At 62.9% G+C, this 26,367-nt stretch carries 18 protein-coding genes and 4 tRNA genes; all 22 read right to left on the bottom strand.

Annotated elements, in window-relative coordinates; genetic code table 11:
- Nucleotides 1-334 precede the first annotated feature (334 nt).
- Nucleotides 335-1,678, bottom strand: coding sequence for a folylpolyglutamate synthase/dihydrofolate synthase family protein (locus DWW12_RS03575; RefSeq protein ID WP_117855020.1), 1,344 nt, complete (start codon nt 1,676-1,678; stop codon nt 335-337).
- Between the two features lie 246 nt (nt 1,679-1,924).
- The gene (locus DWW12_RS03570; RefSeq protein ID WP_117855018.1) at nt 1,925-4,621 is read right to left on the bottom strand and encodes a valine--tRNA ligase; all 2,697 of its coding nucleotides are present in this window, start codon (nt 4,619-4,621) and stop codon (nt 1,925-1,927) included.
- Between the two features lie 211 nt (nt 4,622-4,832).
- Nucleotides 4,833-6,245: an ATP-dependent Clp protease ATP-binding subunit ClpX gene (gene clpX, locus DWW12_RS03565; protein WP_117855017.1), complete on the bottom strand. Its 1,413-nt coding sequence runs from the start codon at nt 6,243-6,245 to the stop codon at nt 4,833-4,835.
- 1 nt (nt 6,246) lies between these two features.
- Complete coding sequence (locus DWW12_RS03560; protein WP_022095182.1) at nt 6,247-6,867, bottom strand: ATP-dependent Clp protease proteolytic subunit; 621 nt, start codon at nt 6,865-6,867, stop codon at nt 6,247-6,249.
- A 162-nt stretch (nt 6,868-7,029) separates the two neighbouring features.
- Nucleotides 7,030-8,331: a trigger factor gene (tig, locus tag DWW12_RS03555; RefSeq protein WP_233544219.1), complete on the bottom strand. Its 1,302-nt coding sequence runs from the start codon at nt 8,329-8,331 to the stop codon at nt 7,030-7,032.
- An 88-nt stretch (nt 8,332-8,419) separates the two neighbouring features.
- Nucleotides 8,420-8,503, bottom strand: a tRNA-Leu gene (locus tag DWW12_RS03550).
- Nucleotides 8,504-8,757: 254 nt separating this feature from the next.
- Nucleotides 8,758-11,589 (bottom strand): molybdopterin cofactor-binding domain-containing protein, encoded by a 2,832-nt coding sequence (locus tag DWW12_RS03545; protein WP_117855013.1) that lies wholly within the window; start codon nt 11,587-11,589, stop codon nt 8,758-8,760.
- Nucleotides 11,589-12,503, bottom strand: coding sequence for a xanthine dehydrogenase family protein subunit M (locus DWW12_RS03540; RefSeq protein WP_117855012.1), 915 nt, complete (start codon nt 12,501-12,503; stop codon nt 11,589-11,591). The genes DWW12_RS03545 and DWW12_RS03540 overlap by 1 nt, the downstream gene beginning before the upstream one ends.
- A gap of 230 nt (nt 12,504-12,733) precedes the next feature.
- Nucleotides 12,734-14,089, bottom strand: a complete 1,356-nt coding sequence (gdhA, locus tag DWW12_RS03535) for an NADP-specific glutamate dehydrogenase (RefSeq protein WP_117855010.1) — start codon at nt 14,087-14,089, stop codon at nt 12,734-12,736.
- Between the two features lie 263 nt (nt 14,090-14,352).
- A tRNA-Sec gene (locus tag DWW12_RS09820) sits at nt 14,353-14,449 on the bottom strand.
- Nucleotides 14,450-14,511: 62 nt separating this feature from the next.
- On the bottom strand, nt 14,512-16,476 hold the full coding sequence (selB, locus tag DWW12_RS03530) for a selenocysteine-specific translation elongation factor (RefSeq protein WP_117855009.1): 1,965 nt from the start codon (nt 16,474-16,476) through the stop codon (nt 14,512-14,514).
- Nucleotides 16,473-17,930, bottom strand: a complete 1,458-nt coding sequence (gene selA / locus DWW12_RS03525; protein ID WP_158564368.1) for an L-seryl-tRNA(Sec) selenium transferase — start codon at nt 17,928-17,930, stop codon at nt 16,473-16,475. The genes selB and selA overlap by 4 nt, the downstream gene beginning before the upstream one ends.
- Before the next feature lie 185 nt (nt 17,931-18,115).
- Entirely contained in the window at nt 18,116-18,952 is an 837-nt protein-coding gene (locus DWW12_RS03520; protein WP_117855005.1) for a formate/nitrite transporter family protein, read from the bottom strand.
- A gap of 323 nt (nt 18,953-19,275) precedes the next feature.
- A tRNA-Gly gene (locus tag DWW12_RS03515) sits at nt 19,276-19,349 on the bottom strand.
- Between the two features lie 6 nt (nt 19,350-19,355).
- Nucleotides 19,356-19,432, bottom strand: a tRNA-Pro gene (locus DWW12_RS03510).
- Between the two features lie 91 nt (nt 19,433-19,523).
- Nucleotides 19,524-20,882 (bottom strand): branched-chain amino acid transport system II carrier protein, encoded by a 1,359-nt coding sequence (gene brnQ, locus DWW12_RS03505; RefSeq protein WP_117855003.1) that lies wholly within the window; start codon nt 20,880-20,882, stop codon nt 19,524-19,526.
- Between the two features lie 66 nt (nt 20,883-20,948).
- The gene (locus tag DWW12_RS03500) at nt 20,949-22,088 is read right to left on the bottom strand and encodes an aminotransferase class V-fold PLP-dependent enzyme (RefSeq protein ID WP_117855001.1); all 1,140 of its coding nucleotides are present in this window, start codon (nt 22,086-22,088) and stop codon (nt 20,949-20,951) included.
- On the bottom strand, nt 22,085-22,336 hold the full coding sequence (locus tag DWW12_RS03495) for a DUF3343 domain-containing protein (RefSeq protein WP_117629429.1): 252 nt from the start codon (nt 22,334-22,336) through the stop codon (nt 22,085-22,087). The genes DWW12_RS03500 and DWW12_RS03495 overlap by 4 nt, the downstream gene beginning before the upstream one ends.
- Nucleotides 22,337-22,354: 18 nt before the next feature.
- The gene (gene yedF / locus DWW12_RS03490; RefSeq protein WP_117855000.1) at nt 22,355-22,981 is read right to left on the bottom strand and encodes a sulfurtransferase-like selenium metabolism protein YedF; all 627 of its coding nucleotides are present in this window, start codon (nt 22,979-22,981) and stop codon (nt 22,355-22,357) included.
- 59 nt (nt 22,982-23,040) lie between these two features.
- Nucleotides 23,041-24,090 carry a selenide, water dikinase SelD gene (gene selD, locus DWW12_RS03485; RefSeq protein WP_117854998.1) on the bottom strand — a complete coding sequence of 350 codons (1,050 nt, stop codon included), beginning with the start codon at nt 24,088-24,090 and terminating at the stop codon, nt 23,041-23,043.
- A gap of 70 nt (nt 24,091-24,160) precedes the next feature.
- The gene (locus tag DWW12_RS03480; protein ID WP_117639211.1) at nt 24,161-24,925 is read right to left on the bottom strand and encodes an acyl-CoA dehydratase activase; all 765 of its coding nucleotides are present in this window, start codon (nt 24,923-24,925) and stop codon (nt 24,161-24,163) included.
- A 154-nt stretch (nt 24,926-25,079) separates the two neighbouring features.
- Nucleotides 25,080-26,243 (bottom strand): double-cubane-cluster-containing anaerobic reductase, encoded by a 1,164-nt coding sequence (locus DWW12_RS03475; RefSeq protein ID WP_117637557.1) that lies wholly within the window; start codon nt 26,241-26,243, stop codon nt 25,080-25,082.
- Nucleotides 26,244-26,367: the final 124 nt, after the last annotated feature.

Raw genomic sequence — 26,367 nt, 5'->3', positions numbered from 1 at the left:
GGGGCTGTCCCTTTGCCGCATCACATGAATGCCGCCACAAAAACGGCCTATCTACTACGTTTAGCCCGCATGGGTCGACCATACCCGTGTTTTCGCAAAACTGGTAAGCCATCTACCTGCGGTTTTCATTTCGCAATTCTCGGTGTGGTCGGGGGTAGTCGGTAAAACGTAGTAGATAGGCCCATTTCGTGGCAAGCGAGTCAACTCGGGGCACAGGGCAGCCAAAAAGCCCCGTCCCAAATTGACTGCTTTTGAGTTGCGGTGATATACGGACTGTTTGAGGCTTCTTGCTTGTAAAACAGTCCGTTTTCACCGCAACTGATGTGGGGATGGGTTAACGGAGCAGGCCCGCTACTTCGCCGGCCAGGGTGATGGTGCCGGCGGCAACGAAAGCCTCGCCCGCGGCATCGAGGGCCGCGAGGGCCTCGGGCACGCTGGGATACACACCCGCGAGCTTGTCGGCGTCCACTAGGGCGGCGAGCTCCTCTGCCGGCAGAGCGCGGTCGGAATCGGTCTGGGTCACGACCACGCGCGGGAAGGCCGGGATCAGTACATCGACGATGCCGGCCACGTCCTTATCGGCCAGCGCGGCGCACAGCAACGTGGGGCGGTTCTCCACGCACGGATCGATCTCGTCCAGCGCGCTCACAAAGTTCTCGCAGCTCTGAGGGTTATGACAGGCGTCAATCAGCTTGAGCGGATCGGTTCCCAGCACATCAAAGCGACCCGGCGTGGGACAGCCCATAAACGACGCATCGAGCTTGTCATGATCGAGCTCGCGACCCAGATACCCCTCGCACAGCATAATCGCGCACGCGGCATTCTGCGGCTGATACGCCGGCTTGACCATGCTCGACGTATAGATCGCACGCGGCGTGGTGCAGCTAAACTCAACCGTGTCGCCCACATGTGCCGGCACCGTGGTCGTGGCATGGTTCACCACCAGCGGTACTATGCCGCACTCGCGACAACGTGCATCCATCACGCGCTGAACGCTCGCCTCGTGCGTGCCCTCGCCCAGCACAACCAGGCGTCCGGGCTTAATGACCGCAGCCTTCTCCCCCGCAATGGCCTCGAGCGTATCGCCCAAAATGCGTGTGTGGTCGAGTCCAATGCCCGTAATGGCAACGGCGACGGGATCGGTCGCGCTCGTGGCGTCCCAACGACCGCCCATGCCAACCTCGAGCACGGCAACATCCACCGCGGCCTCGGCAAACACCACAAGCGCAGCGGCCGTCAGCAGGTCAAACGGCGTGATGGTATAGGCACGCTCCCCCGCCGCCACACGACGGGCATTCACGCGATGTCCCGCCTCAACAGCGGCGGAAACGCCACGGGCAAAGGCCTCATCGCTCACGACGCGCCCATCGACCTCCATGCGCTCGGGATAGCGCACCAGCTGCGGCGACGTATACAGCGCGGTCTTTAACCCCTCACCACGCAAGATAGCAGCCGAAAAACGCGTGGTCGAAGTCTTGCCATTAGTACCGGCAACCTGAATGCAATCGAAATACTCGTCCGGACGTCCCAGCTCATCAAGCATATCGACAACGGTCTCAAGCAGAGGCCCAGCATCCCCAGAAATCCGCCCCGTGTCGGCAGCAAGCCCCACAGCCTCATTAAACGAAAGCAAATCAAACTCAAAAGGAACGGTATACAAGCCAGAACGCTTAGGCATTTTTAGAACCGCCATTCATAGATAAATAAAACAGTATAGGTTGAGGATAGTCAGCGAAAACGCCTCTGATGAGCCAAGGTGCCGTGAAACAAGGGCGCATAGGGCTTATGCCCATGCGCCCGAAGTTGAACGGCAGATTGGCCATCAGAGGCGTTTGCAGCGTCGAGTCAGCCGCCGTTCGTTAGAACGGCGGAATAGGTGTCCGCAGTAGCGAGCAATGCCCCAAACCGCGTCCCCCAGTAACGCCTACGAGAAGTCAGCAACCTGCGAGGTCAGCGCCGCAAGGATCTCCTTGAGCTCAGCTGCACGGTCCCTCTTCTTCTGGACCACCGCGGGCGCGGCCTTGGCCACAAAACCCTCGTTGGCGAGCGTCTTCTCGCAGCCGGCGAGCTCCTTCTGGGCCGCGGCAATCTCCTTCTCCAGGCGTGCCTTCTCGGCCGAAAGGTCAACCTTGCCCTCGAGCACCACAAAGACCTCGACGCCGCTGTCGACCACGGCGATGCTCGCGGCCGGCTTCTTGACGTCGGTACCCATGACCAGCGAGGCGGTGTTGGCCAGCGGCTCGATGGTCGAGCGCAGGCTCTCGAGCTTCTCGATGTCCTCGGCACCGGCGCGCACGACCACGTCGAGCTCAGCCTTGGGGCTCAAGCGATAACGCGAACGCGTGGCGCGGGCGGCAGACACGACGGTACGGCACAGCTCAAATGCGCGCTCGGCGTCCTCGTCAACATACTTGGCGTAGTCGGCGGGCTCGGGCCACTTGGCGATCATGAGCGCCTCGGCGCGGTCAACGTTGCCCTCGGCGTCCAGATCGAGCACGCTCGCCGGCATGTTGTCCCAGATCTCCTCGGTGACAAACGGCATAAGCGGGTGCATCAGGCGAATGGAGGTGTCGAGCACAAAGATCAGGTTGCGCTGCGCCTGCAGACGGCCCTCGCCCTTCAGACGGGCCTTGGTGACCTCGACGTACCAGTCGCAGACCTCGTTCCAGAAGAACTGCTGCACGCCGCGGGCCATATCGCCAAAGGTGTAGTTCTCAATACCCTCGGTGACCATCTTGACGGCCTTGGCCAAGCGGCTGAACATCCAGGCGTCGGCCGGCGTCTCCACGACGGGCTCGCCGGGCGTGTAGCCCTCCATGTTCATAAGCAGGAAGCGGCTGGCGTTCCAGATCTTGGTCACAAACGACTTGGCCTGCTCGGTGCGCGGGCTGTCGATGAGCTTCTTGGTCTTCTTGTCGATGTTCGCGTCGAACTTGACGTCCTGGTTGTTGGTGCACAGCGTAAGCAGGTTGAAGCGCATGGCGTCGGCGCCGTACATGTCAATGAGGTCCATGGGGTCTACGCCGTTGCCCTTGGACTTGGACATGCGGCTGCCGTCCTTGGCCAGAATCGTCGGGTAGATGACGACGTCCTTAAACGGCACCTCATCAAGGAAGTACAGCGAGCTCATGACCATGCGGGCGACCCACAACGCGATGATGTCACGCGCGGTGACGAGCGCCGTCGTGGGGTGATGGCCCTCGAGCAGCTCCGGCTTTTGCGGCCAGCCCTGCGTGGCGAAGGTCCACAGCTGCGAGCTGAACCAGGTGTCCAGCACGTTCTCGTCCTGATGCACGTGATGGTCGCCGCACTTGGGGCACACGTCGGTGTCCTCGGTGAGGGCGTCCTCCCAGCCGCAGTCCTCGCAGTAGAACACGGGGATGCGGTGGCCCCACCACAGCTGGCGGCTGATGCACCAGTCCTTGAGGTTCTCCATCCAGGTGGTGTAGGTCTGCGTCCAACGCGCGGGGTGGAAGGTGACCTTGCCAGAGTTGACGGCGTCGAGCGCCGGCCCCTTGAGCTTGTCGACGGCGACGAACCACTGCTCGGACAGCCACGGCTCCAGGGCGGAGTCGCAACGGTAGCAGTGCATGACGGAGTGGTCGAGCTCTTCGACGTGGTCGAGCAGGTCGTGCTCCTCGAACCACTTGATGACCGCCTCGCGGCACTCGTCGCGGTTCATGCCGGTGAACTCGCCATAGCCCTCGACGACCACAGCGTGCTCGTCGAAGATGTTGATCTGCGGCAGATCGTGGGCCTGACCCATGGCGTAATCGTTGGGGTCGTGGGCCGGGGTAACCTTGACAAAGCCGGAACCGAAGTTGGCGTCGACATGCCAATCCTCAAAGATGGGGATCTCGCGGTCGACGATGGGGAGCATGACGGTCTTACCCACAAAGGCGGCCTTCTCGGGGTCCTTCGGGGAGACGGCAACGCCCGTGTCGCCGAGCATGGTCTCGGGGCGCGTGGTGGCGACGACGATGTAGTCCTGGCCGTTGACCGGCTCGGTCAGCGGGTAGCGCAGGTGCCACAGGTGGCCCTTCTCGTCCTTATACTCGGCCTCGTCGTCCGAGATGGCGGTGGTGCAGTTGGGGCACCAGTTGACGATACGCTTGCCACGGTAGATCAGGCCGTCGTGGTACCAGTCGCAGAAGACCTTACGCACGGCCTGGGCGTAATCCTCGTCCATGGTGAAGCGCTCGTTGTCGAAGTCGACGGAGCAGCCCATGCGCTTGATCTGCTCGACGATGATGCCGCCGTACTCGTGGGTCCAGTCCCAGCAGGCGTCAACAAACTTGTCGCGACCGATCTCCAGGCGGCTGATACCCTCGCTCTTGAGCTTCTTGTCGACCTTGGTCTGCGTGGCGATACCGGCGTGATCGGTGCCCAGCACCCAGCGCGTGGACTTGCCGCGCATGCGGGCCATACGGACGATGGCGTCCTGGATGGAGTCATCGGTGGCATGGCCCATGTGGAGCTTGCCAGTCACGTTGGGAGGCGGAATGGTGACGGTGCAGTCGCCCACGCCCTCACGGCGCTTGTAGTAGCCGCCGTCGAGCCACTTCTGCAGGATCGCCGGCTCGTTGGTCGACGGATCGTAGTTCTTGGGCATCTCTTCCATATATCTCTCCCTGTCCCGCCGGGGAGGAATGTAGGCCCGCTAGGGTCTGCATTCCTCCCCTTAGGTATCGATTACTTCAGTCTGATATGACTTCGCTGAGGCTTAAACAAACACACAGAATAACACAGGTAGTTGGGGTTATTGCGTATATATAAAATAGCCTCCGACCGCGGATGGTCGGAGGCTATTTGCAAGCACGTTTTTGGCTGGTTTACCCGTAGATGCGTTGGGGCTGTTCTTCGCCCTTAACCGCCGCTTCGGTTACGACGACCTTAGCGACGCCCTCCTCGCTGGGGAGGTCGAACATCGTCTGCTGCAGCACGTCCTCGCAGATGGCGCGCAGGCCGCGAGCGCCGGTCTTGCGGGCGAGCGCCATGCGGGCGATCTCGTGCAGGGCCGCGTCGTCAAACTCAAGATCGACGTCCTCGAGCTGGAACATCTTGCGGTACTGGCGCACCACGGCGTTCTTGGGCTCGGTCAGGATCGACACCAGGTCGTCCTCGTCGAGCGCCTGCGTCTGGGTCACGACGGGCGTACGGCCCACGAACTCGGGGATCATGCCAAAGGCGTTGAGGTCTTGCGGGAGCACCTGGCGCAGCAGGTCGTTCTCGTCGACCGAGGTGGGGCCGGCGATCTCGGAGTTAAAGCCCACGCCCTTGTTGCCCACGCGATCGGCAATGATCTTATCCAGACCCACAAAGGCACCGCCGCAGATGAACAGGATGTTCGTTGTGTCGATCTGCAGCAGCTCCTGCTGGGGATGCTTGCGGCCGCCGGTGGGCGGAACGCTGGCCACCGTGCCCTCAAGGATCTTAAGCAGTGCCTGCTGAACGCCCTCGCCCGAAACATCACGAGTGATGGAGAGGTTCTCGGCCTTGCGGGCGATCTTGTCGATCTCGTCCACGTAGATGATGCCCACCTGCGCGCGCTCAATGTCGCCATCGGCAGCGTTGATGAGCTTGAGCAGGATGTTCTCAACGTCCTCGCCAACGTAGCCAGCCTCGGTGAGCGCGGTGGCGTCGGCGATGGCAAACGGCACCTCGAGGATGCGCGCGAGCGTCTGGGCCAGCAGCGTCTTACCGGTACCGGTGGGGCCGAGCAGCAGAATATTGGACTTGGCGAGCTCCACCTCGTCCATATCGTCATCAAACTGGGCGTCCATGCCCGATGCCTCGTCTAAGGCGGATACCGCGGCACCGCCCTCGATCACGCGACGGTAGTGGTTGTACACGGCCACCGACATGGCGCGCTTGGCGTCCTCCTGGCCCATAACATAGGCCGAAAGCTCGTCATAGATCTCGTGCGGCGTCGGCACGTGCGTGATGACCTGACGGTCGTCCTCGAGCTCAAAACCCTCGGCCTCGGGGTCAACGGCGGGCTGGGACGCAGCCTGGCCGTGGTCGCTGAGGAAACCCGGCAGTTTGCCGTTGCGGGCGGCGTCCATAAAGTCCGAAGCCAGCGACTCCTCAAGAATCTCGGAACAGGCGGCGACGCACTCGTCGCAGATAAAGATGTTGGTCGGACCCTTAACAAGGCGGCGAACCTGGCCCTGCTCTTTTCCGCAGAAGGAGCAGCGGATGGGGTTGCCGTTCTCGTCAAAGTTGTCCTGCATGTTACCTGCCATCCTAGGCGTCCTTCGCGGCGAGATCGCGCGAGGTGACGATACGGTCGATCAGGCCGTAGTCGAGGGCCTCGGCAGCGGTCAGGTAGTTGTCGCGCTCGGTATCGGCCTGGACTTTCTCGATGGGCTGGCCCGAGGCGTCGGACAGGATCTGGTTGAGCTCGCGACGGGTCTTCTTGATCTCCTCGGCCACGATCTCGATCTCGGTCTGCTGGCCCTGGGCACCGCCGCTGGGCTGATGAATCATGACCTTGGAGTGCGGCAGGCAGAAGCGCTTGCCCTTGGCGCCGGCCGAAAGCAGCACGGCGGCCATAGACGCGGCCATACCGACGCAGATGGTGGAAACCTGCGGCTTAATAAAGTTCATGGTATCCAGAATCGCCAGACCGGAGTAGACCTCGCCACCGGGCGAATTGATGTAGAGCGAGATATCCTTCTCGGCATCCTGGCTCTCAAGATGCAGCAGCTGGGCAACGACCAGGTTGGCGCTGACGGAGTTGATCTCCTCGCCCAAGAAGATGATGCGGTCGTTGAGCAGGCGCGAATAGATATCGTAGCTGCGCTCGCCGCGCGGCGTCTGCTCGATAACGTATGGCACGAGGGCGGAATCGAACTTAGCGATCATACGCATCTCCATTTCTCTTACGGACCAATAATGGTTCTAGACAGACGTACGGTGCCCGCATGCTGTGCATTGGCTGGCACCGTACGAAGCAACCGGATAACCGGCTTATAACTTTACCCCATCACGGGCGCATCCATGCGCTCGCGGGAAAGGTGGCGAGAATTACTCGGCGTCCTTGGCGGTCTCGTCGACCTCGGTCACCTTGGCGTTCTCGACCAGGTGATCGACGGCCTTGGAGCGACGGATGGACTCACGGACGGCAGGCATGCGGCCATCGGCAATGAACTCGGCCTTGGAAGCCTCGACGTCCTTGACGCCGGCCTTCTCGAACTCGGCGTTGATGTCGTCCTCGGTGACCTCGATCTTGAGCTCACGGGCGAGAGCGTCGAGCGCCAAGGACTCACGGGCAACGTCGTTGGCCTGCTTGTGCAGGTCGCCGACGAACTGCTCCATGGTCAGGCCGGATGCGGGCAGCCAGGTGTCCAGCGTCATGCCGCGGGCAGCGAGGTTGGACAGGAAGTTCTGGCCGAGCTCCTCAAAGACGGACTGCTCGTAGTCGGCGTCCATCTCGTCGAGCTGCAGACGCTCGGCGAGAGCGGAGACGCAACGGTTCTCCTTCTCGGCCGGCAGGCGGGAAGCCTTGTCCTGCTCGATCTCGAGCTTGATGGCGTCGCGCATGGCGTCGATGCTGTCGAAGCCAAAGTCGGACTTGACGAGCTCGTCGGTGAGCTCGGGGGTGTTGCGGACCTTGATGCCCTTGACGGTGACCTCGACGGTGTGAGTCTCGGCCTCCTCGCCCTCCTCAGCCTCGTCGGTCCAGGTGACGGTCTTGACGTCGTCAACGTTGGCGCCGATCAGGGCCTCGTTGAGCTCGGCGGGGTTGCTGTCGCTGCCGGCGATGAGCATGCGACCCTCGGCGGCGAAGTTGTCGGCGTTCTCGACGGCCTTGAGGTCGACGGTCACGTAGTCGTCAGCCTCGACGGCGCGGCCCTCGACGTCCTCGAAGGTAGCGCGGTAGTTGAGGAGCATCTCGACCTGGTTGTTGATCTCGGACTCGGTGACCTCAGCGGGAGGCATCTCGATCTCGACGGCGTCGTAGGAGGAGAGCTCAGCGGCGGGACGCAGGGAGAACTCGACGGTATAGGTGTAGTCCTCGTGATCCTTGGCGAGGTCGAGCTCCTTGTAGTCACCGTTCTTGGTGGGGACGATGTCCAGCTCGTTGAGGACGGCGGGCTCGTTGGCAGCGATCAGGTCGTTGGTGGCCTGAGCGAGGGTAGCCTCGACGCCCAAGGCGGAGTCGATGACCGGACGGGGAGCCTTGCCGGCGCGGAAGCCTGGGAAGCGGTACTTCTTAGCGGTGTCCTTGTAGGCCTTCTTGATCGCGGCGTCGACGTCGGCGGCCGGGATGGTGACCGTAGCGGTGAGCTTGGCGTCCTTGACGTCAGAAGCGGTGATGTTCAACACGTTCCTCCTCATACTGCCCAGCTTATCTGAGGTGCTGGTACCTTTATGCAACAAAGAGTCGCGACGGCGGGAGCCGACGCAGGTGCGATGGTGCGGGCGAAAGGACTCGAACCTTCACGGGAATCCCACCAGAACCTAAATCTGGCGCGTCTACCAATTCCGCCACGCCCGCATGAGCGCACAGACTAGGAATGATAGCAGATACAAACGACAAGAGCACGCACACGTTTTTAGCTCACGACCTCACCACGAGTTACAGCGGAACAGGGTAGCTAATTTGGGACGGGGCTTTTTTAGCTACCCCGCTTGTGGGGGTAGCTAAAAAAGCCCCGTCCCAAATTAGCTACCCTGCAGCCCACAATTCGGTCGAAAAGTGGGCTGCAGTTTCTCCGGGCTTGTCAAAGAGCGGCGACAGCCGCGCCTCGCCTACTCCCCCAGCAGAGCCTTCTCCGGTGTGATCGGCAGCGAGCGGACCTGGTGGCCGGTGGCGTGCGCGACGGCCGAGGCAACGGCGGCGAGCGGCGTGTTGATGACGACCTCGCCGATCGACTTGGCACCAAACGGGCCCGTCGGCTCGTAGCTCGGCTCAAAGGCCACGCGAATGCTGCCGATATCCAGGCGTGTGGGCAGCTTGTAGCTCATGAAGTTACCGGTGCGCAGGCGGCCGCGGTCATCGTGCTCGACAATCTCGTAGAGCGCGTGGCCGATACCTTGGGCAATGCCGCCCTCGGCCTGGACGCGCGCGAGCGCCTCGTTGATCACGGTGCCGCAGTCCACGGCCGCCGCATAGTCCACCACAGTCACCTTGCCGGTGGCCTTGTCGACCTCGACCTCGGCAATGCCGGCCATAAACGGCGGAGGCGAAACGGGCAGGCAGGCAGAGGCGTGCGAGGTCAGCGCGTCGCCGCCCGCGATGTTCTTGACGCACAGGTTGGCAAAGTCGCGCAGCGTGAGGTAGCGGCCGCACTCACGGGCGGCGCGCTCGTCGGACAGGCGCACGTACTGGCCGTCGAAGACCACGTCGGCGGCGTCCACACCCCACATCTGGGCAGCCTTGGCGCAAATCTTCTCGCGCAGCTCGGTCGCGGCGTTCTTGGCTGCCAGACCCGTCACGTACGTGCCCGAGCTCGCGTACGAGCCGGCGTCGAACGGCGACACATCGGTGTCCACGCCGCGCACCACAATGAGAGAGCTCTCCACGCCCAGCTCCTCGGCGGCAATCTGCGCCAGGATCGTGTCGACGCCCATACCGTTATCGGTGGCGCCGGTGCCGATGGTAATGAAGCCGTCCTCTTCCAGGCGCATGTCGATGCCGGCGATATCCACGTTGGAAATGCCCGAGCCCTGCATGGTAAGCGCACAGCCCAGAGCACGCACGCGGTCGCCCAGGTCCACGGCCAGCGGCTTGTCGCGCCAGCCGATCATATCCATCGCGCGCAGCAGGCAGCGGTCGAGCGCGCAGGCGTTGAGCTTCTCGTTGTAGTACTGCGGCATGATCTCGCCCTCGTGCACCATGTTCTTAAGGCGCAGATCGGCGGGGTCCATGTGCAGCATGTCGGCGAGCTCGTTGACGGCGCTCTCCACGGCAAACTGGCCCTGGGTGGCACCGTAGCCGCGATACGCGCCGCCGCGGTTGGTATTGGTGTAGACGGCGTCCCACCTAAAGCGGCTCGCCTTCACATGGTTGTAGATGGGCAGGCTCTTGTGGCCCGACAGACCGATCGTCGTGGTGGCGTGCTCGCCGTACGCGCCGGCGTTGGACAGCGTATGCAGATCGATGGCCGTGATGGTGCCGTCGTTCATGGCGCCCAGCTTGACGGTCATCTGCATCTGGTGACGCGAGTTGCCCGCGGTGATGGTCTCCTCGCGGGTATAGCAGCAGTAGCTCGGACGGCCGGTCTGCTGGGTGACGAACGCCACGAAGATCTCGCAGCAGCCAGCCTGCTTGGAGCCAAAGCCGCCACCGATGCGCGGCTTAATGACCTGCACCTGCGACTGCGGAATATCGAGCGACTGCGCGACCATGCGGCGCACGTGGAAGGGCACCTGCGTAGAGGTGGTCACCGAGATGCGGCCGAAGGCGTCGGTCGTCGCGAAGGCACGGAAGGTTTCCATGGGCGCGGTCTGCGTGGCCTGGCTGGTGTAAGTGCGCTCAAAGACGATGTCGCTCTGGGCGAAGGCCTCTTCAAGGTCGCCATAATCGCTGGTACCGCTGCACACCAGGTTGCGAGCAACGTCGCCGCCCTGCGGGAACATAAAGGTCACGTCGCCCTCGGGGTGGACCACGATGTCGTTATCGAGCGCCTGGGTAAAGTCGAGCAGGGGCTCGAGCACCTCGTAGTCGACCTTGATGAGCTTGAGCGCCTTGTCGGCGGCCTCCTCGGTCTCGGCGGCGACAATCGCCACCTCCTCGTTTTGGTAGCGCACGAGGTTCTCGAGGATCAGGCGGTCGTAGGGCGAAGGCTGTGGGTAGCTCTGACCGGCAATGGTAAAGCGGCGCTTGGGCACGTCCTCGTAGGTGTAGACGCCCACGACACCGGGCACCTTCAACGCGCGCGAGGTGTCGATGGAGCGGATCTTGGCGCGGGCATAGGGGCTGCGCTTGAGTTTAACAATGAGCGCGCCGGCGGGCACCATATCGCCGGTGTAGACCGGACGGCCCTCGAGCAGGGCCTTCGAGTCCTTCTTGGGCTGCTTGTGGGTAATCTGCTTGTAGGTAACGCCGTCAGAGCTGGTGTTATTGACCGGCAGCTCGGGCATCTCGAAGCCCACCTGTACGCCGGACTCGTTAAGAAAGCGGACGATGGCGCGCAGCTGGCTCTCGTAGCCGCTGCAGCGGCAGAGGTTGCCGGCGAGCTGGCGCGACAGCTCCTCGCGCGTGGCGACGAGGCTCGGGTCATCCTTGGCGGCGCGGGCAAGCGCCAGCACATTCATGATGAGGCCGGGGGCGCAAAAACCGCACTGCTCGGCGCCTTCGGCAGCCATCGCGCGGGCGAGCGCCTCGGACTCGGCCTTGAGACCCTCGAGCGTGGTGATGGCATGGCCCTCGACGCGCGCGGCGGGAACCGAGCAGCTCAGCACCGGGTCGCCGTCGAGCCACACCGTGCACAAACCGCAGTTGGTGGTCTCGCAGGCGCAGCGCACCGACGCACAACCCTGCTCGCGCAGCAGCGCAAAGAGCATGGTGTCGGGGGCAATCTGGACCTTGACCTTACGGCCGTTGAGCGTAAAGGAAAGATCGATGAGTTTGGCAGCCATTAGCGCACCTCGCTAGAATCGACGCCGGGCACGCGGCGGCAGGAATACTCGTCCGTGGCAAATTTAGGGATCTGCACGCCCTCGAGCTCGCGGGCAAGCGCGGCCGAAAGCTCGATGCCGGCGGCGCGGCGCACGGCCTGCACGGCGAGCGGCGCCGAGATGCAACGGCGGTACTCGGCCGAGCCCCACAGGTTGGTGCCGTAGCTCAGCGCGCGTACGGACGCTGCAAGGGCACGCAGCTCGTCCTCGGAAGGCTGCTCGCTGGCAAGGCCGCATGCCTCACCCTGCAGCAGGGTCGCGCGCAGCGGACGGGCGCCCACGGTGACATGCCAGCTGTTGTCCCACCAGGCAGCGGTGACATTGAGCGAGGGGAAGTCGGTCGCGGCCTTGCGCACGGCCTCATAGCTCGCGCGGTAGTCGTGCTTAACGACCACGACGCGCTCGATCACGTCGCGCACGTAGCCCATCCGCACAAACTCCGCGAGCGGTACGCGGCCGGCGCCCGTCAGCTCAACATAGGAGTCCAGCGCCAGGAACGCCGAGAGCACGTCCGAGAAGCCAAAGCGACCGTAGATGCTGCCGCCCACCGTGGCGGTGTTGCGCAGCTGAACACCCACGATGTCGTGGACGGCAAACTCAAAGACATTGTTGACAAGCGCGTTGAGCCCGACATGGCGCTCGAGCTGGCGCAGGGTGCACATGGCACCGATGCGAAACTCGGTCTCGGTCTCCTCGATCTGATCGAGTCCGCAGGCCGAAAGGTCAATCGCCGTCGCGACGCGACGCGAACCCAGGCGCATCCAAATGCCACCGCCCACAATCTTGTTATTGCGGTTCTTCTGTAAGAGCTCATAGGCTTCGGCCGCGTTTCCAACACGGACGTAGGTACCGAACTTGAGCACGTTCTCCCCCATCTCTTCACTTGTCCAGTACTTTTAAGTGTACCAAACGAGGGGCCGCACACCGTTTTAGGACAAAATCCACCCACCCATCCATAACTTGCGGTGATATACGGACTGATTAGCCGTTCTGGAACGCAAAACAATCCGTATTCCACCGCAAGTTATGAGGAGTCCTCCGGGATAGAGAAGGCTCCCAGCCAAGATGACTGGGAGCCTTCTGCGATGCTATATCGAGCGAAGATTTAGCAGACGCCCTGAGCGAGCATGGCGTCGGCGACCTTCAGGAAGCCGGCGATGTTGGCGCCCATGACAAAGTTGCCCTCCTGGCCATACTCCTTGGCGGTGTCGTCCACGTTGTGGAACATGCCGCGCATGAGCTGCTCGAGCTTGCCGTCGACCTCGTCGAAGGTCCAGGACAGGTGCTCGGCGTTCTGGCTCATCTCCAGGCCGGACACGAGCACGCCGCCGGCGTTGGCAGCCTTACCGGGCATAAAGGCGACGCCGTTCTCCTGGAAGTAGGTCGTGGCCTCGATGGTCGTGGGCATGTTTGCGCCCTCGCCGACCACCTTGCAGCCATTGGCGACGAGCTCCTGGGCGTCCTCGAGCAGCAGCGTGTTCTCGCGAGCGCAGGGCAGCGCGATGTCGCAGGGCAGCTGCCACACGCCGCGGCCGTCGCCCTCGTGCCACACGGCGTTGGGCTTCTCGTCAACGTACATGGCGAGCGTGACGCCCTTGTCGTGGCCGGAGCGCTTCTGGTTGTAGACGTGCTCGAGCACGGAGTAGTCGATGCCGTCGGGATCCTCGACCCAGCCGTGGGTATCGGAGCAGGCAAGCACCTTGCCGCCGAGCTGGGAGACCTTCTGGACGGCATAGATAGCAACGTTGCCGGAACCGTGAACGACGACGTTCTTGCCCTCGAAGGAGTCGCCGCGGCTCTTGAGGTACTCGTCCACAAAGTAGACCAGGCCGTAGCCGGTGGCCTCGGTACGGGCGAGCGAGCCGCCAAAGGAGAGGCCCTTGCCGGTGAGGACGCCGGTCCACTCGTTGGTCAGGCGCTTGTACTGACCGAACATGTAGGCAACCTCACGGCCGCCAACGCCCAGGTCGCCGGCGGGAACGTCGGTGTTGGGGCCGATGTGGCGATAGAGCTCGGTCATGAAGGACTGGCAGAAGTGCATGATCTCGTTGTTGGACTTGCCCTTGGGGTCAAAGTCGGAGCCGCCCTTGCCGCCGCCCATGGGAAGGGTGGTCAGGCTGTTCTTGAGGATCTGCTCCAGGCCCAGGAACTTGAGCATGCCCAGGGTGACCGTCGGGTTAAAGCGCAGGCCGCCCTTGTAGGGCCCAATGGCAGAGTTGAACTCGACACGATAGCCGCGGTTGACCTGAACCTTGCCCTGGTCATCGACCCAGGGGACACGGAACATAACGATGCGCTCGGGCTCGACGAGGCGCTCAAGCAGGGCGGCCTCCTCGTACTCGGGATGGGCGTCGAGCGCCGGCTGGATGGTGCCGAGGATCTCGGTCGCGGCCTGGATGAACTCAGGCTGCTCGGGATAGCGGGCCTTGAGCTCGTCGAGAACTTTCTGCGTGTAGCTCATGCTTCCTCCAATGATAGGAAACGAAAAGTGTCGGTCGCGGCACCCTGTGCGCCGCGAACTTTATCGTGTATGGATAATATCGCACTGTTGCGGGAAAGTTTCGCATAAGCAGACGAGCAGATGTTTCGTTTTGATTACGATGCAGGTAGATAGCTTTTTGACCGCCTGACGAGCAAATCGCGTGTTTCGAAGCTGTTTCCCGCACGTTTCGAAACCACCACAAAGGGGACAGGCACCTTTGTGGTGGTTTTGGCGAGATGCGTTGGCGGGAACGGATGTGAATCGAACACATCCAAGACGTTTTGCACGCCTCACAACGGTTTTGAAGACCGCGGGGCCCACCGGAGCCCATCCGCTCCCAAACGTGGCGGTATTTTACCAAACCCAACAGACCACAACCGAAAAGAGCGATGCGGAAACCGCTAACGCAGCGATCTCAGACCGCCGGCCTCCTTGTCGAGTACTGTAAAGCGCACGGCATCCAGGTGCTCCAAGATGCTAATGGTTCGTTTGCGCGACACGCCCAGGGCTTCGCGCAGCACACTCGTGGTGGCGGCGCCGCCAGCAGCCTCGATAGCCGTCGCAACAACCTCACGCGCATGGGCCTCGGCAGCGGCGGACAAGGCAACGTCGCGCTCGACCTTAACGATCGAGTGGTTGAGCGAAAGCTCGCGCAGTGCACGCGTCATGGTGTCGCGATCGAGCTGCAACTGTTCGCTCACCTCGGGAAGCGTCGGCGCATTAAGACCGGCCTCATCCAGCAGGGCCACGATACGCTGGCCAGCCTCGCGCACCACGCGTATCGCCGCGGCGGCGGAATGCGGGTCGAACACCTCGGCACCGTCGACGGCGCACACGCCACGTGCACAGCCCTCGGCAATAAGTGCCATCGCGACATCGTTACCGGCGCCCGGCCAAGCCGCGTGCGCGACCGCACCGGACGTAAAGCCGATCTCCTTGGGAGCCGCCGCGTGCATGGAGGACAAGGCCGCAGCCAGCACATCCATTGCAGCATCGAGAGCCGAGGCATCTGCGTAGAGCACCGCACCGCCCGCAGCAAGCTCGCACACGGCAGCCTGGTCCACAAGCCCACGCAAAACGATCTCGACCTCGCCGGTAACAAGATCGAGCGCTGCGGCAACACCGGCAGCAGCAACAGGCAGCGTTTGCAGCGCCAGCCACGCGTGTACGCCGTCCGCGACATCTCCGGACTCAAGCGCCGCATACAACGCGCGCTCCCCCGCCGACAGGACCCGCGCGCGGCGACAGCGCGATAGCAGGACGCGTCCGCCGCCAAGCAGCGAAATCGGCGAATACGACAGAATGACGGCATGATCGCCGGCGCGCAACGGCAGCGGCCGTTCCAGGCGCACCTGCACCACACGCGTCTCGCCGACCGCAATAGGCGGCTCGTCGTCTAAAAGCATAATGCGGCCGAGCACCTCAGCCGTGCCCGCCATAACGTGCACGCGTGTACCCGAAGCAAGAACGCCGGCTCGCACGCCATCGCGCCCCACATATGTCAGTTGCATCAAAAAGCGCAGCGTCTGGCCCACGCGACCCTCGACGCCGAGCATCTCGCCGCGCTTGAGGCCCGCCACGCCATCGTCCACCAGGTTCAGGGCGACGCGCTGGCCGGGAACCGCGCACTGGGTATCCCCGTGAACCTGCACCCCGCGCACGCGACAGCGCGTTTGCGACGGCAGCGCAACGAGCTCATCGCCAACCGAAACGGGACCGTCGTGCAGCGTACCCGTCACGACGGTTCCGGTGCCGCGGATGCTAAAGCAACGGTCGATGGGAAGACGGGGCGCGGCGCCCGAGCCAGCGGTCGCCTCCAGATGCTCCGACCAGCACGAACAAACCGTGTTATCGAGCGTCGTAAGCAGCTCGTCCAGGCCCTCGCCCGTCTTGGAGGACACCGACACTATAGAGGCACCCGCAAACACGGTCCCGTCCAGAAACGCCTCGACATCGAGCTCCGCCAGCGCGGCAATCTCGTGGTCGGCCAAATCGCGCATCGTGAGTGCGACGACCATGCGCGTCACACCCAACAGCTCCAGAACCCGAACGTGCTCGCGGGTCTGCGGCATCACGCCCTCAACGGCCGAAACCGCCAGCAACGCAACGTCCACGCCGGTGGCGCCCTGCACCATGGCGCGCAGATAGTGCGCATGCCCGGGTACGTCGACCAAGCCGACAAGCTTGCCGCTGGGAAGCTCGAGCTCGCCAAAGCCGAGCTCAGTGGTCATGCCTCGGCGCCGTTCGACCTCCAGACGGTCGGGATTTTTGCCGGTCAGCGCCTCGATAAGGGCCGACTTTCCGTGGTCGACGTGTCCTGCCGTTCCGACGATAACGGGACATTCGACAAGCTCGCGCGCGGTCATCGACGCAAACCTGCCCGCACGGCATCCGCCAACGCAGACGCACACAGGTCAAGGTCGGTGTCGCGCAAAAGCGTGCGAACGTCAAAAAGCACCTGGTCGTGCCGCACGCGCGTCACAACCGGCGTATCGGGCTCCTGTACCATAGCGCGCTTTAGGCCATCGGCGGATAGGCGCCCATCGACGGGACAGACGGCAACGCAAAAAGTTGGGAGCTCGACGGTCGGCAGCGAACCGCCGCCCGGAGCAGACACGCCCTCGACAACCTGCAGCTCCACCGCCTCCTCACACTGAGACTCGCGAAGCTTGCGCAGCATGCGGTCATGCAGGCGCTTGGCCTGACGCTCGAGCGGAGCCGGCGCGCCGGAAAGCATGTTGAGCACCGGGATCTCCCGATGCGCTGTATCGGATCCGGTCACATACAGGCGCAAAGTGGCCTCGAGCGCCGCGAGCGTGAGCTTGCCGGGGCGAAGCGCGCGCATAAGCGGATGCGAGGCACAGGCGGCGATTACCTGGGCGCTACCGAGAATAATGCCCGCTTGCGAGGCGCCGAGCAGCTTGTCGCCCGAGCACGAGACGACGTCAACGCCGGCGCAAAGCGAGGCGGACGTGGGCTTCTCCCCAGCATCGACGAGCACCTCATCTGTAAGCAAAGCGCCCGAGCCCTGGTCCTCGTACAGTAACAGCCCGTGCTCATGCGCCAGCGCAGAAAGCTCCGCCGCGGAAACCTCCTCGTGGAAACCCTCGATACGGTAGTTAGAAGGATGAACTTTCAAGATCATCGCCGTATTGGGCGTAATGGCGCTTCGGTAATCATCCAGATGCGTGCGGTTGGTGGAGCCCACCTCGACAAGCTTGGCACCCGAAGCCGCCATGATATCGGGAATGCGGAAGCTGCCGCCCACCTCGACCAGCTCGCCGCGACTCACGATGACCTCTTTGCCGCACGCATGCGCGGCAAGCACCAGCAGCACCGCCGCGGCGTTATTGTTGACGACCAGGGCGTCCTGCGCCCCCGTGAGCGTGCGCAGCAGACGCGCGGCATGCTCTTTGCGGCCCCCGCGAGCGCAGGTTGAGACGTCATACTCAAGCGTGCTGTAGCCGCGAGCGACATCGGTCACCGCCCGCACCGCCGCGGGCGCGAGCGGAGCGCGGCCCAGGTTGGTGTGAATCACAACGCCCGTCGCGTTAACGGCAGGGCGCAGGGTCGGCAGCGACAGGCGGTGGCACCGCCGCTCGATAGCCAAGGCGAGCTCGCGCTTATTCCTAGCGGGGGCGCCAGAGCGAATCGCCGCGCGCTCGGCATCGAGCTCGGCGTCAATCGCCTCGCGCACCAACGTGTCGCCCGCATCGCCGGCAGCCTTCATGACCGGCCACTCGGCCAGCAGCTCGTGCACGGCGGGAATGGAGCGCAGGCGGTCGCGCACCTCGGCAGGCATGGATTCGCAGTCGCTCATGGAAAGCCCTTCGACATAATCAATAAAAAGCAGGCCCCCCTTGGTCGTCATCGGCCAAAATGTGACGACGCGAATACAAAAGGGACAGGTCCATTATGGCAGCTCGCGACAAGACGGCGAAGCGCCTCGTCCAAAACCTGCCAAAATAAACCTGTCCCTTTTTGGTCGGTTATGGGTTGGGTCCTTTAGGACTCTTTGTTGGCGTAGATAAACCAGTAGCCCAGCGCCACGATCAGGGCGCCACCTACGATATTGCCCAGCGTGGCGACCGAAAGGTTGAGCGCCAACCCGGCGGCGTTGAGGGCATCGGCGCCGGCGACATCGGCTCCATAGCCGCACGCGTGCATCACGGCACCCATGGGCAAAAAGTACATGTTGGCAACGCAGTGCTCAAAACCGCATGACACAAAGGCGGCGATAGGCAGCAGAATACCCACGACTTTATCGACCACGGTCTTGCCGGCGGTACCGATCCATACAGCCAGGCACACAAAGATGTTGCACAAAATGCCGCGGAAGAAGATGGTAACGGCGTCGATCGCAACCTTACCGGCGGCGACGCTCACCATGGTATTGGCGACGGCCTCGCCGTTGAGCTTATAAATAGCTGCCATGTAAATCAAAAAGACAACGAACAGGGCGCCGGCAAAGTTGCCGATCCACACAACAGCCCAAGCCTTGAACATCTGGACGAGCGTAATCTTTTTGCTCTTAAGCGCGCATACCATAAGCGAGTTACCGGTAAACAGCTCCGCGCCGCAAATGAGCACGAGCACCAGTCCCAGGCAAAAAGCAAGACCGCCCACGAAGCGCTGGGCGCCCCAGCCAAGCGTGGGATCGCTCAGAAAGACCGTGAAAAACAGGCCGCCGAAGGCGATAAACGCTCCGGCGAACATGGCGAGCAAAAAGGCCTTCGAGACCGGCAGGTTGGCCTTGGTAACGCCGGCGGCCTCGGACTTAGCCTCGATCGCGGCGGGCGCCAGGCAGTCGGGGGTGGGGTATTCTGCCTTACTCTGTGCCATGGCAATCACTACTTTCTTACGATGTGGGACAAACGCTCTTGGTTCATTTGCCCCGCGAGGTCGGACGGTATAAAAATAAACGCGAGCCAAATTAGCATATTGGCCTGCGATTATATAGCTTGGAGCGGGCGACGGGAAGTCCAAGGATTTGCTTCGCAAATCCTTGTTTCGCTGCGGGCCTTCGGCCCTTGCGTGCTGCGCTGGAAAATGCTCACGCATTTTCTCAGCTCCGCACCCTGACGGGTTCGATTCCCGTCGCCCGGCGCGTAAACGAAAACAGCTCTGATTCCCAAAGGAAACCAAAGCCGTTAAAACAATTCTTATGGAGCGGGCGACGGGAATCGAACCCGCGTCATCAGCTTGGAAGGCTGGGGTTCTACCATTGAACTACGCCCGCAAGATATGGTCGGGACGACAGGATTTGAACCTGCGACATCCTGCTCCCAAAGCAGGCGCGCTACCAAACTGCGCCACGTCCCGAAGGTGTTGAGCAGCTAAGGTCTAAACCTTGCGTGTCCCAAAGCGAAGGAAATTATAGGGGAGACTCCCCGCCTGCGCAAGCGACGATACCCTAGCTCCTCGAATGTGCGACAAACCGGCTGTGGAGCAGGCCAATCACAAACGCCACCACGGCAACCGGCGCCCATGCGGCTCCAATGTCGGCCAGCGGCAGCGCATCGAACGGCAGCCACACGCCTGCAAAGAACGCGTCGCGGATCGAGGTGATCACGCTCTGCACCGCGACAACGCCGCCGACCCAGACCCACACCTGCGGATGCGCGTCGCAAAAACCGTGCACTAGGCCCATAAGCACCAGAACAATTGCAACAGGGTACAGGGCGTTGAGCATGGGCACCGAGAACATGAGGATCACGTCGAGGCCCACGTTTGAGAGCACGCACGAAAACGCCGCGAACACAAAGGCGAGTATCGCAAAGGGACGGCGCATGGCCTCCTCGGAAGCCTCTGCTCCCCCTTCGACCACATACGTCTCGCAGAAGTAACGCGAGCAGCAGCTGATGAGGCCGATGCATACGTTCATGCAGGCGAGGAAGAAGATCGCAAAGACCACGACCGTGCCGGCAAGGCCAAAGTGCATGGAGGCCGAGCGGGCGAGGATGGCGGCTCCGTTGGTGGCATCGGGCATCACGGTGCTCAGCTGCGTGCCGGCAAGCGCCAGACCGCAGTAGATGATGGCCATGAGCACACCAGCGATCACGCCGGAGCGCGAAATCTCGAAGGCCACGCGCTTGTCGTCGGTAACGCCCAGCTCGTGGATGGTCTCGGCGATGATGATGCCAAAGGCGAGCGACGCGAGCAGGTCCATGGTCTGATAGCCGGTCAAAAAGCCCTGCACGGCGGCACCGGCATCGTAAGGAGCCTGCGGCGCGGCAGCGGAACCCAGCGGCAAGACCACGGCAGCGCCCACGACCAATACGATAAGGGCGATGAGCGCGGGGCCCGTAATGCGGCCGAGCACGCGCGTAATGACACCCGGGCGCAGCGTGAGCACAAAGGCGACGGCAAAGAAGGCGACGGCAAACACCAGGCGGGCCGTGCCGAGCGAGACACCCTCGGGCAGCAGCGGCACCAGCATCTCGAAGGCCGTGGAGCTCGTGCGCGGAATGGCCAGACACGGACCGATAGCCAGATACACCGCCGCGACAAAAAACTCGCCAAACTTGGGGTGCACACGACCGGCAAGCTCGCGCGCCGTTCCGGCAAGTGCCACGGCGATAAAGCCCATGACGGGAAGGCCGATGGCGGCAATCAGAAAGCCGAGCATGGCGAGCGGCGTGGCAGAGCCCGCCTGCAGCGCCAGCAGCGGCGGAATAATGAGGTTGCCGGCGCCAAAGAGCATCGAGAACAGGGCGATGCCGACGGTGAGGACATGGTCGGAGCGCAGACCGCGCGGGGCGGATGATGCCATAGGACCACCTTTCGGGTCGAAACAAAACGGGACGGGCAAAAGACCCGTCCCGCAAGTATATACGCTTTAGCAGGCTAAATCGTGCAGAGCGTCAATCGCGGTGTCGACTTCCTCGTCCGTGTTGAAATACCCAAACGAGAAGCGAACGACACCCTGGCGCTCGGTCCCCAGTGCGCGGTGCATGAGCGGAGCGCAGTGGGCGCCGGGGCGCGTCGCAATCCCCCACCCTTGCATGAGCGCGTCCGAGACCTCGGCCGAATCGATATCGCCCACGTTAAGCGAAACGATCGCCGAGCGCACGGGCTGGTCAAACGCACCGTAGAGCGCAATGCCGGGAATGTCGCGAACGCCGGCGAGGAAGCGCTCGGCAAGCGCACGTTCGCGTGCCGCAATCGCCTCTACCCCGCCCTGGGCCTCGATAACGTCGAGGCCGGCGGAAAGGCCGGCGATACCGTGACCGTTGAGCGTGCCCGCCTCAAGACGCGTGGGCCACTCTTGCGGCTGCAGCGCATCGAAGCTGCGCACGCCCGTGCCACCCATGGCCCAAGGAGCCACGTCAATGCCTTCCGCCACGGCTAGGCCACCGGTCCCCTGCGGGCCCATGAGCCCCTTGTGGCCGGTAAAGCACACCACGTCGAGCCCCATGACCTGCATATCGATATGCGCCGTGCCGGCAGACTGCGAGGCATCGACGATCACAAGCGCGCCGGCCGCATGGGCCATGGCAGCCACGCGTGCAATGTCGACCGCGTTGCCGGTCACATTGGAGGCGTGTGTCACCACCACGGCACGCGTGCCCGGCGTGACCAGCTGCTCGAGCTCGTCGTAGTCGAGCACGCCGTTCGCGTCGCAGCCCGCATGCTCAACAGTCACGCCCTGCTCTGCCGCCAGGCGGTTGAGCGGACGCAGCACGGAGTTGTGTTCGAGCACCGTCGTGACCACACGATCGCCGGGGCGCACCACGCCGTTGATGGCGGTGTTGAGCGCCGCCGTGGAGTTGGGCGTAAAACAAATATGGTCCACCCGCGGGCAGCCCAGCAAGCGCGCAAGCTTGGTGCGGCAGCTGTGGATGGTGCGCGCCGCGTCGAGCGCACCCGACGTGGCGCCTCGCCCAGCATTGCCGAGCGAGCACATCGCCTGCACCACGGCATCGATGACCGCCTGAGGTTTGTGCATGGTCGTCGCCGCGTTATCCAGGTAGATCATCGCACGACCTCCCACATATCGATCACAGTAAAGCCCTCGGTGGGAACGTCCGCCGCGGCAAGCTCGCTTCGCAGCAGTGGTTCATTTTCAGGCAGGGCTTTCCATGCCAGGCCGCAGCCGGCAGCAACCTCTCCGGGTACGGGAATCGTTCGCCCGGGAAGGCCACGCTCACGGCACAGAGACTCGCAGCCCATGGCGGCCGCCGTGGTGGGAAACGTGATGACAAGCGCCGGGCGCTTTTCTCTCATGGCAATCCCACCCAGGCGCTACGGACGCACGACGCGGCCGGCCTGCTCCATCTTTTCGACGATCACGTACATGTTCGTGACATCGCCCACGGCAAGCTGGTCCTTAATGCCAAAGTGGTCGAGGCAGGTGCCGCAGGTAAGGATCTCGACACCCTGCTCGGCCAGGCCCTTGAGGTCGTCAAGCACCGGCGACCCCTCGACGGTGAGTTTGGCGCCGCCGTTGTAGAAGAGCATCGTGGCGGGCAGCTCCTCCTGCTGCGTCACGGCAAAGATAAAGGCCTTCATGAGCTTGTGGCCCAGCTCATCGTCGCCGCGACCCATGCAATCGGTGTAGACGGCCACGACCAGCTTGCCCTTGCCGGCGCTGGCGTCGCAGAAAGCGGCGCCGTCCTGCTCAGGATCGGCCACGGCAACGGCGCCGGCGGCCGCCACGATCACGTGCCACTCGGCATCGGCGACCTTCTCGACCGAGGCCGTGCAGCCCTTTTCCTGTGCCATCTTGGAGATGTTCTTGACGGCCGTCTCGTTGTCGACCGAGGTCACCACAGCACCCTCGCCATCAAGCTGCTTCAGAGCTTTGAGCGTCTTGACGACGGGCAGCGGGCAGGCATCGCCCATGGCATTGACTTCAATTTTGGTAGACATAGCAAATCCTTTCAAAAGGGACCGCCCAGAACAGTAGACGGTCGCATAAACGGTTTTCCTTAATGCACAACGTGAACGGCAGGACCACCCGGCACCGCCTCGCACACGCGGCCGATTGTGGCGGCAACGCGACCTTCGGCATGCAGGCGGCGGGCGAGCTCATCCACATCGGCAGCAGGCGCTGCGATGAGCAGGCCGCCCGAGGTCTGCGGATCGTACAGCGCATCCAGCATTCCCGGCTCCAGGTCATCGTCGGCCGCCACGCGCGGGCCAAAGAAATCCTGGTTGCGGTAGGCGCCGGCAGGGATAATGCCCAGACGCGCCATATTGAGCACCTGGTCAAAGAGCGGCACCGCCCCCGACACAAGCTCAATCTGCACACCTGAGCCCTCGGCCATCTCGCACGCGTGCCCGATCAGGCCAAAGCCCGTGACATCGGTGCAGCCGTGAAGCTCGAGGCCCTCGGCCAGACGAATCGGGGCCTCGTTGAGGGTGCGCATCGAGTCGAACATGGCTGCGGCCTCGTCCTGCTCGATGAGCTCGCCCTTAATGGCCGTGGTGATGATGCCAGAGCCGATCGCCTTGGTCAGCAGCAGGACATCGCCAGCGCGCGCGCCGCTGTTGGCGAGCATGCGGTCGAGCGAGACAAAGCCGCTCACGGACAGGCCGTACTTGGGCTCGTCGTCGTTGATGGTATGGCCGCCCGCGATGGAGCAACCCGCCTCGACGCACTTATCGGCGCCACCCGCCAGAATCTCACCTGCGACCTCGACGCCCAGGCAACTGGGAATGCACAGCAGGTTCATGGCATGGCTCGGTCGTCCACCCATGGCATAAATGTCCGACAGCGAGTTGGCCGCCGCGATCTGACCAAACAGGAACGGGTCGTCGACCATCGGCGGGAAGAAGTCGACGGACTGCACGAGGCCCAGGTTTTCGCCAACACGAAAAACACTAGCATCGTCGGAGGTATCGAACCCCACGAGCAGGTTGTCGTTATGCACATTGGGTAAGTCGCCCAGGACCTGGGCGAGGGCTCCAGGAGCCAACTTAGCGGCTCAACCGCTCGCGGCAGTCATAGACGTGAGCTTAATCTGATCGTCAGCCATCGATACCTCCTCTCATCGGTCAATCATTTCCTCCCAGTATACGCATGAATGCAGGCCCACGGCCGATGCATTAATCGAGCGCCTGTGCGCGAATCGCCGCGCCGATGGCACCGGCAAAGCGAGCCTGGGGCGAGGTGGTCACCGGCGACCCCAGCAGCTCGCCCAACCGCTCCACCACGAAGGCGTTCTCGCACAGGCCACCGGTCAGGTAGTACGGGGCGCCCGCGGCCTGCCCGGCCATGGTCGCCACGCGCGAGACCACGCTGTCGATCACGCCACGTGCGATGTTCTCGCGCGGCTCACCGCGACCGATCAGGCTAATGACCTCACTTTCGGCAAACACCGTGCACATGCTGGAAATCTTGGTAGGCTCGCCGGAACGCGCCAGGTCGGCCATCTGCTGTTGAGAAATACCTAGGCGGTCGGCCATGATCTCCAAAAAGCGCCCCGTGCCGGCAGCGCACTTGTCGTTCATGGCAAACTTGGCCACGCGGCCATTTTTAAGCTGAATGACCTTGGTGTCCTGGCCGCCCACGTCAATCACCGTGCCGCGATCGCCAAACAGACGCACGGCACCGGCGCCGTGGCAGGTAATCTCGGTCACAACCTTGTGGGCGTATGGCACAGCCACGCGCCCGTAACCCGTGGCCACCACACGCGCAGAATCGGATGCAACGTCAAAGCCCGCCGCCGCGAGCGCCTCGCGCAACCTATCGGCGGCATCGACCGAGGAGAACCCGGTTGGCTGCACGCACGTCCACGCCACCGAACCCTCACCATCGACCACAGCAGCCTTAGCCGCCGTAGACCCGATATCGACCCCGATCCCTATCATGGCTCTCTCCTAATCCAAACATCAAAGACAGCGGCGCGTTCAGGCGCCTTAGCTCTAGGTTTCTCAGGTGCCGGAGGTTGCCCCGAAAGAGGAGCGCGGCGTACTTTGGTACGCAAGCGACGGTTTGAGGGGCAAGATCCGGTGCCTGAGGAAGCTAGAGGGTTTCGATGAAGGCGGCGATGCGGGTCTCGATCTGGCCCATGTCGCCGTTGCTGTAGTCGGTCTCGATCTTCATATACGGAATACCCGCACCCTCGACGGCCTCCTGCATGCGTGCACTCTCCACGTTAAAGGTGTGGCACGCCTGGAGCACGCTCTCCACTACGCCATCGACGTGATACTTCTCGCACATGGCCAGCGTGTTCTCCATACGACCGTCGTTGGGCGTCATAACCGAGCAGTTGATATCCAGGTAGCGGTCGGCGATCGCACGCAGGATGTCGGGCGCATCCGGGTCGACCATCATGGCCGCCGTGCGCTCACCCGAGCAGTCATCCATACACACGACCACGCCGCCGTTGGACTCGATGGTGCGACCGATCTTGTTGATTACGCCGCCCACCGGGCAACCGGTGATCAGGATGCGCTTGGCATCCGCCGCAACCGGGTGCTCGCCGGCCTCGTAGGCCTCGCGCAGGTTAGCGACCTTTTGCTCCAGCTGCTGCGTATAGGCCTCGATATCAAAGCTGAACGTACCGGCAAACATGGTGCTCATCAGATCGACGCCGCTCATGGCCGCCGGCTGGTTGGCCTGCAGCGCAAACATCTCGAGCTGGGCCGCACGCAGGCGATTGCGACGACGGGCAGCAGCGCGTAGGTCGCCGTCGGTAATCGTAATGTCGTAGAAGTTCTCGAGCTCCTCCTTGAGCAGACGGCACTCCTCGTACCAGCCCTCGCGCTCGTAGGCGCGGTCGCGGCCCTGCGGTAGGTGCAGAATGTGCGTGCGCTTGAGCTCGTTGAGCAGCTCGTACATCTTCTTCTTGCCGTCGCAGGTGGTCTCGCCGATGATCATGTCGCTAAAGTACGTAAACGGGCACTTTTGCGAATAGGCAAAACCATACGTCGACTTGATGAGCGGGCAGAGGTTTGCCGGCAGCACCTTCTCGGCCTCGGGAATCACCTCGTCGGACGTACCGCACAGAGCCACGCTCGAGGCGCCCGCGGCATCGATAATCTCGAGCGGCGTATAGCTGCACAAAAAGCCGACCAGGCGATTACCCGCCTGCTTGTAATCCTTAACGCGAATAAACGCCGCCTTGCGTTGTTCGTTAAACTCCTCAAACGTGCTGGGCAACGGCTGCTCAATATTTTCCGACATATAACTCCTAAACCTTTTAACCAACCAAGGAAGCGGCTTTCCCAGGTGCCCGAGGTTGCCGTGAAAGAGACGCGCCGCGTACTTTCGCACGCAAGCGACGGTTTGAACGGCAAGATCGGGTGCC

It is taken from the genome of Collinsella sp. AF14-35, from assembly GCF_003464565.1.
GTDB lineage: Bacteria > Actinomycetota > Coriobacteriia > Coriobacteriales > Coriobacteriaceae > Collinsella.
Note: the sequence above shows the minus strand (reverse complement) of the source record. Positions and strands in the feature narration are given on the sequence as shown.

What these genes read in the sequence shown, in the direction of transcription:
- DWW12_RS03475 (WP_117637557.1), bottom strand. Translation starts at nt 26,243, where the DNA reads ATGTCGGAAAATATTGAGCAGCCGTTGCCCAGCACGTTTGAGGAGTTT.
- DWW12_RS03570 (WP_117855018.1), bottom strand. Translation starts at nt 4,621, where the DNA reads ATGGAAGAGATGCCCAAGAACTACGATCCGTCGACCAACGAGCCGGCG.
- DWW12_RS03495 (WP_117629429.1), bottom strand. Translation starts at nt 22,336, where the DNA reads ATGAGAGAAAAGCGCCCGGCGCTTGTCATCACGTTTCCCACCACGGCG.
- DWW12_RS03540 (WP_117855012.1), bottom strand. Translation starts at nt 12,503, where the DNA reads ATGGGGGAGAACGTGCTCAAGTTCGGTACCTACGTCCGTGTTGGAAAC.
- DWW12_RS03500 (WP_117855001.1), bottom strand. Translation starts at nt 22,088, where the DNA reads ATGATCTACCTGGATAACGCGGCGACGACCATGCACAAACCTCAGGCG.
- DWW12_RS03560 (WP_022095182.1), bottom strand. Translation starts at nt 6,867, where the DNA reads ATGATCGCTAAGTTCGATTCCGCCCTCGTGCCATACGTTATCGAGCAG.
- brnQ (WP_117855003.1), bottom strand. Translation starts at nt 20,882, where the DNA reads ATGGCATCATCCGCCCCGCGCGGTCTGCGCTCCGACCATGTCCTCACC.
- clpX (WP_117855017.1), bottom strand. Translation starts at nt 6,245, where the DNA reads ATGGCAGGTAACATGCAGGACAACTTTGACGAGAACGGCAACCCCATC.
- DWW12_RS03545 (WP_117855013.1), bottom strand. Translation starts at nt 11,589, where the DNA reads ATGGCTGCCAAACTCATCGATCTTTCCTTTACGCTCAACGGCCGTAAG.
- DWW12_RS03520 (WP_117855005.1), bottom strand. Translation starts at nt 18,952, where the DNA reads ATGGCACAGAGTAAGGCAGAATACCCCACCCCCGACTGCCTGGCGCCC.
- selB (WP_117855009.1), bottom strand. Translation starts at nt 16,476, where the DNA reads ATGACCGCGCGCGAGCTTGTCGAATGTCCCGTTATCGTCGGAACGGCA.
- selA (WP_158564368.1), bottom strand. Translation starts at nt 17,930, where the DNA reads ATGAGCGACTGCGAATCCATGCCTGCCGAGGTGCGCGACCGCCTGCGC.
- yedF (WP_117855000.1), bottom strand. Translation starts at nt 22,981, where the DNA reads ATGTCTACCAAAATTGAAGTCAATGCCATGGGCGATGCCTGCCCGCTG.
- DWW12_RS03480 (WP_117639211.1), bottom strand. Translation starts at nt 24,925, where the DNA reads ATGATAGGGATCGGGGTCGATATCGGGTCTACGGCGGCTAAGGCTGCT.
- gdhA (WP_117855010.1), bottom strand. Translation starts at nt 14,089, where the DNA reads ATGAGCTACACGCAGAAAGTTCTCGACGAGCTCAAGGCCCGCTATCCC.
- DWW12_RS03575 (WP_117855020.1), bottom strand. Translation starts at nt 1,678, where the DNA reads ATGCCTAAGCGTTCTGGCTTGTATACCGTTCCTTTTGAGTTTGATTTG.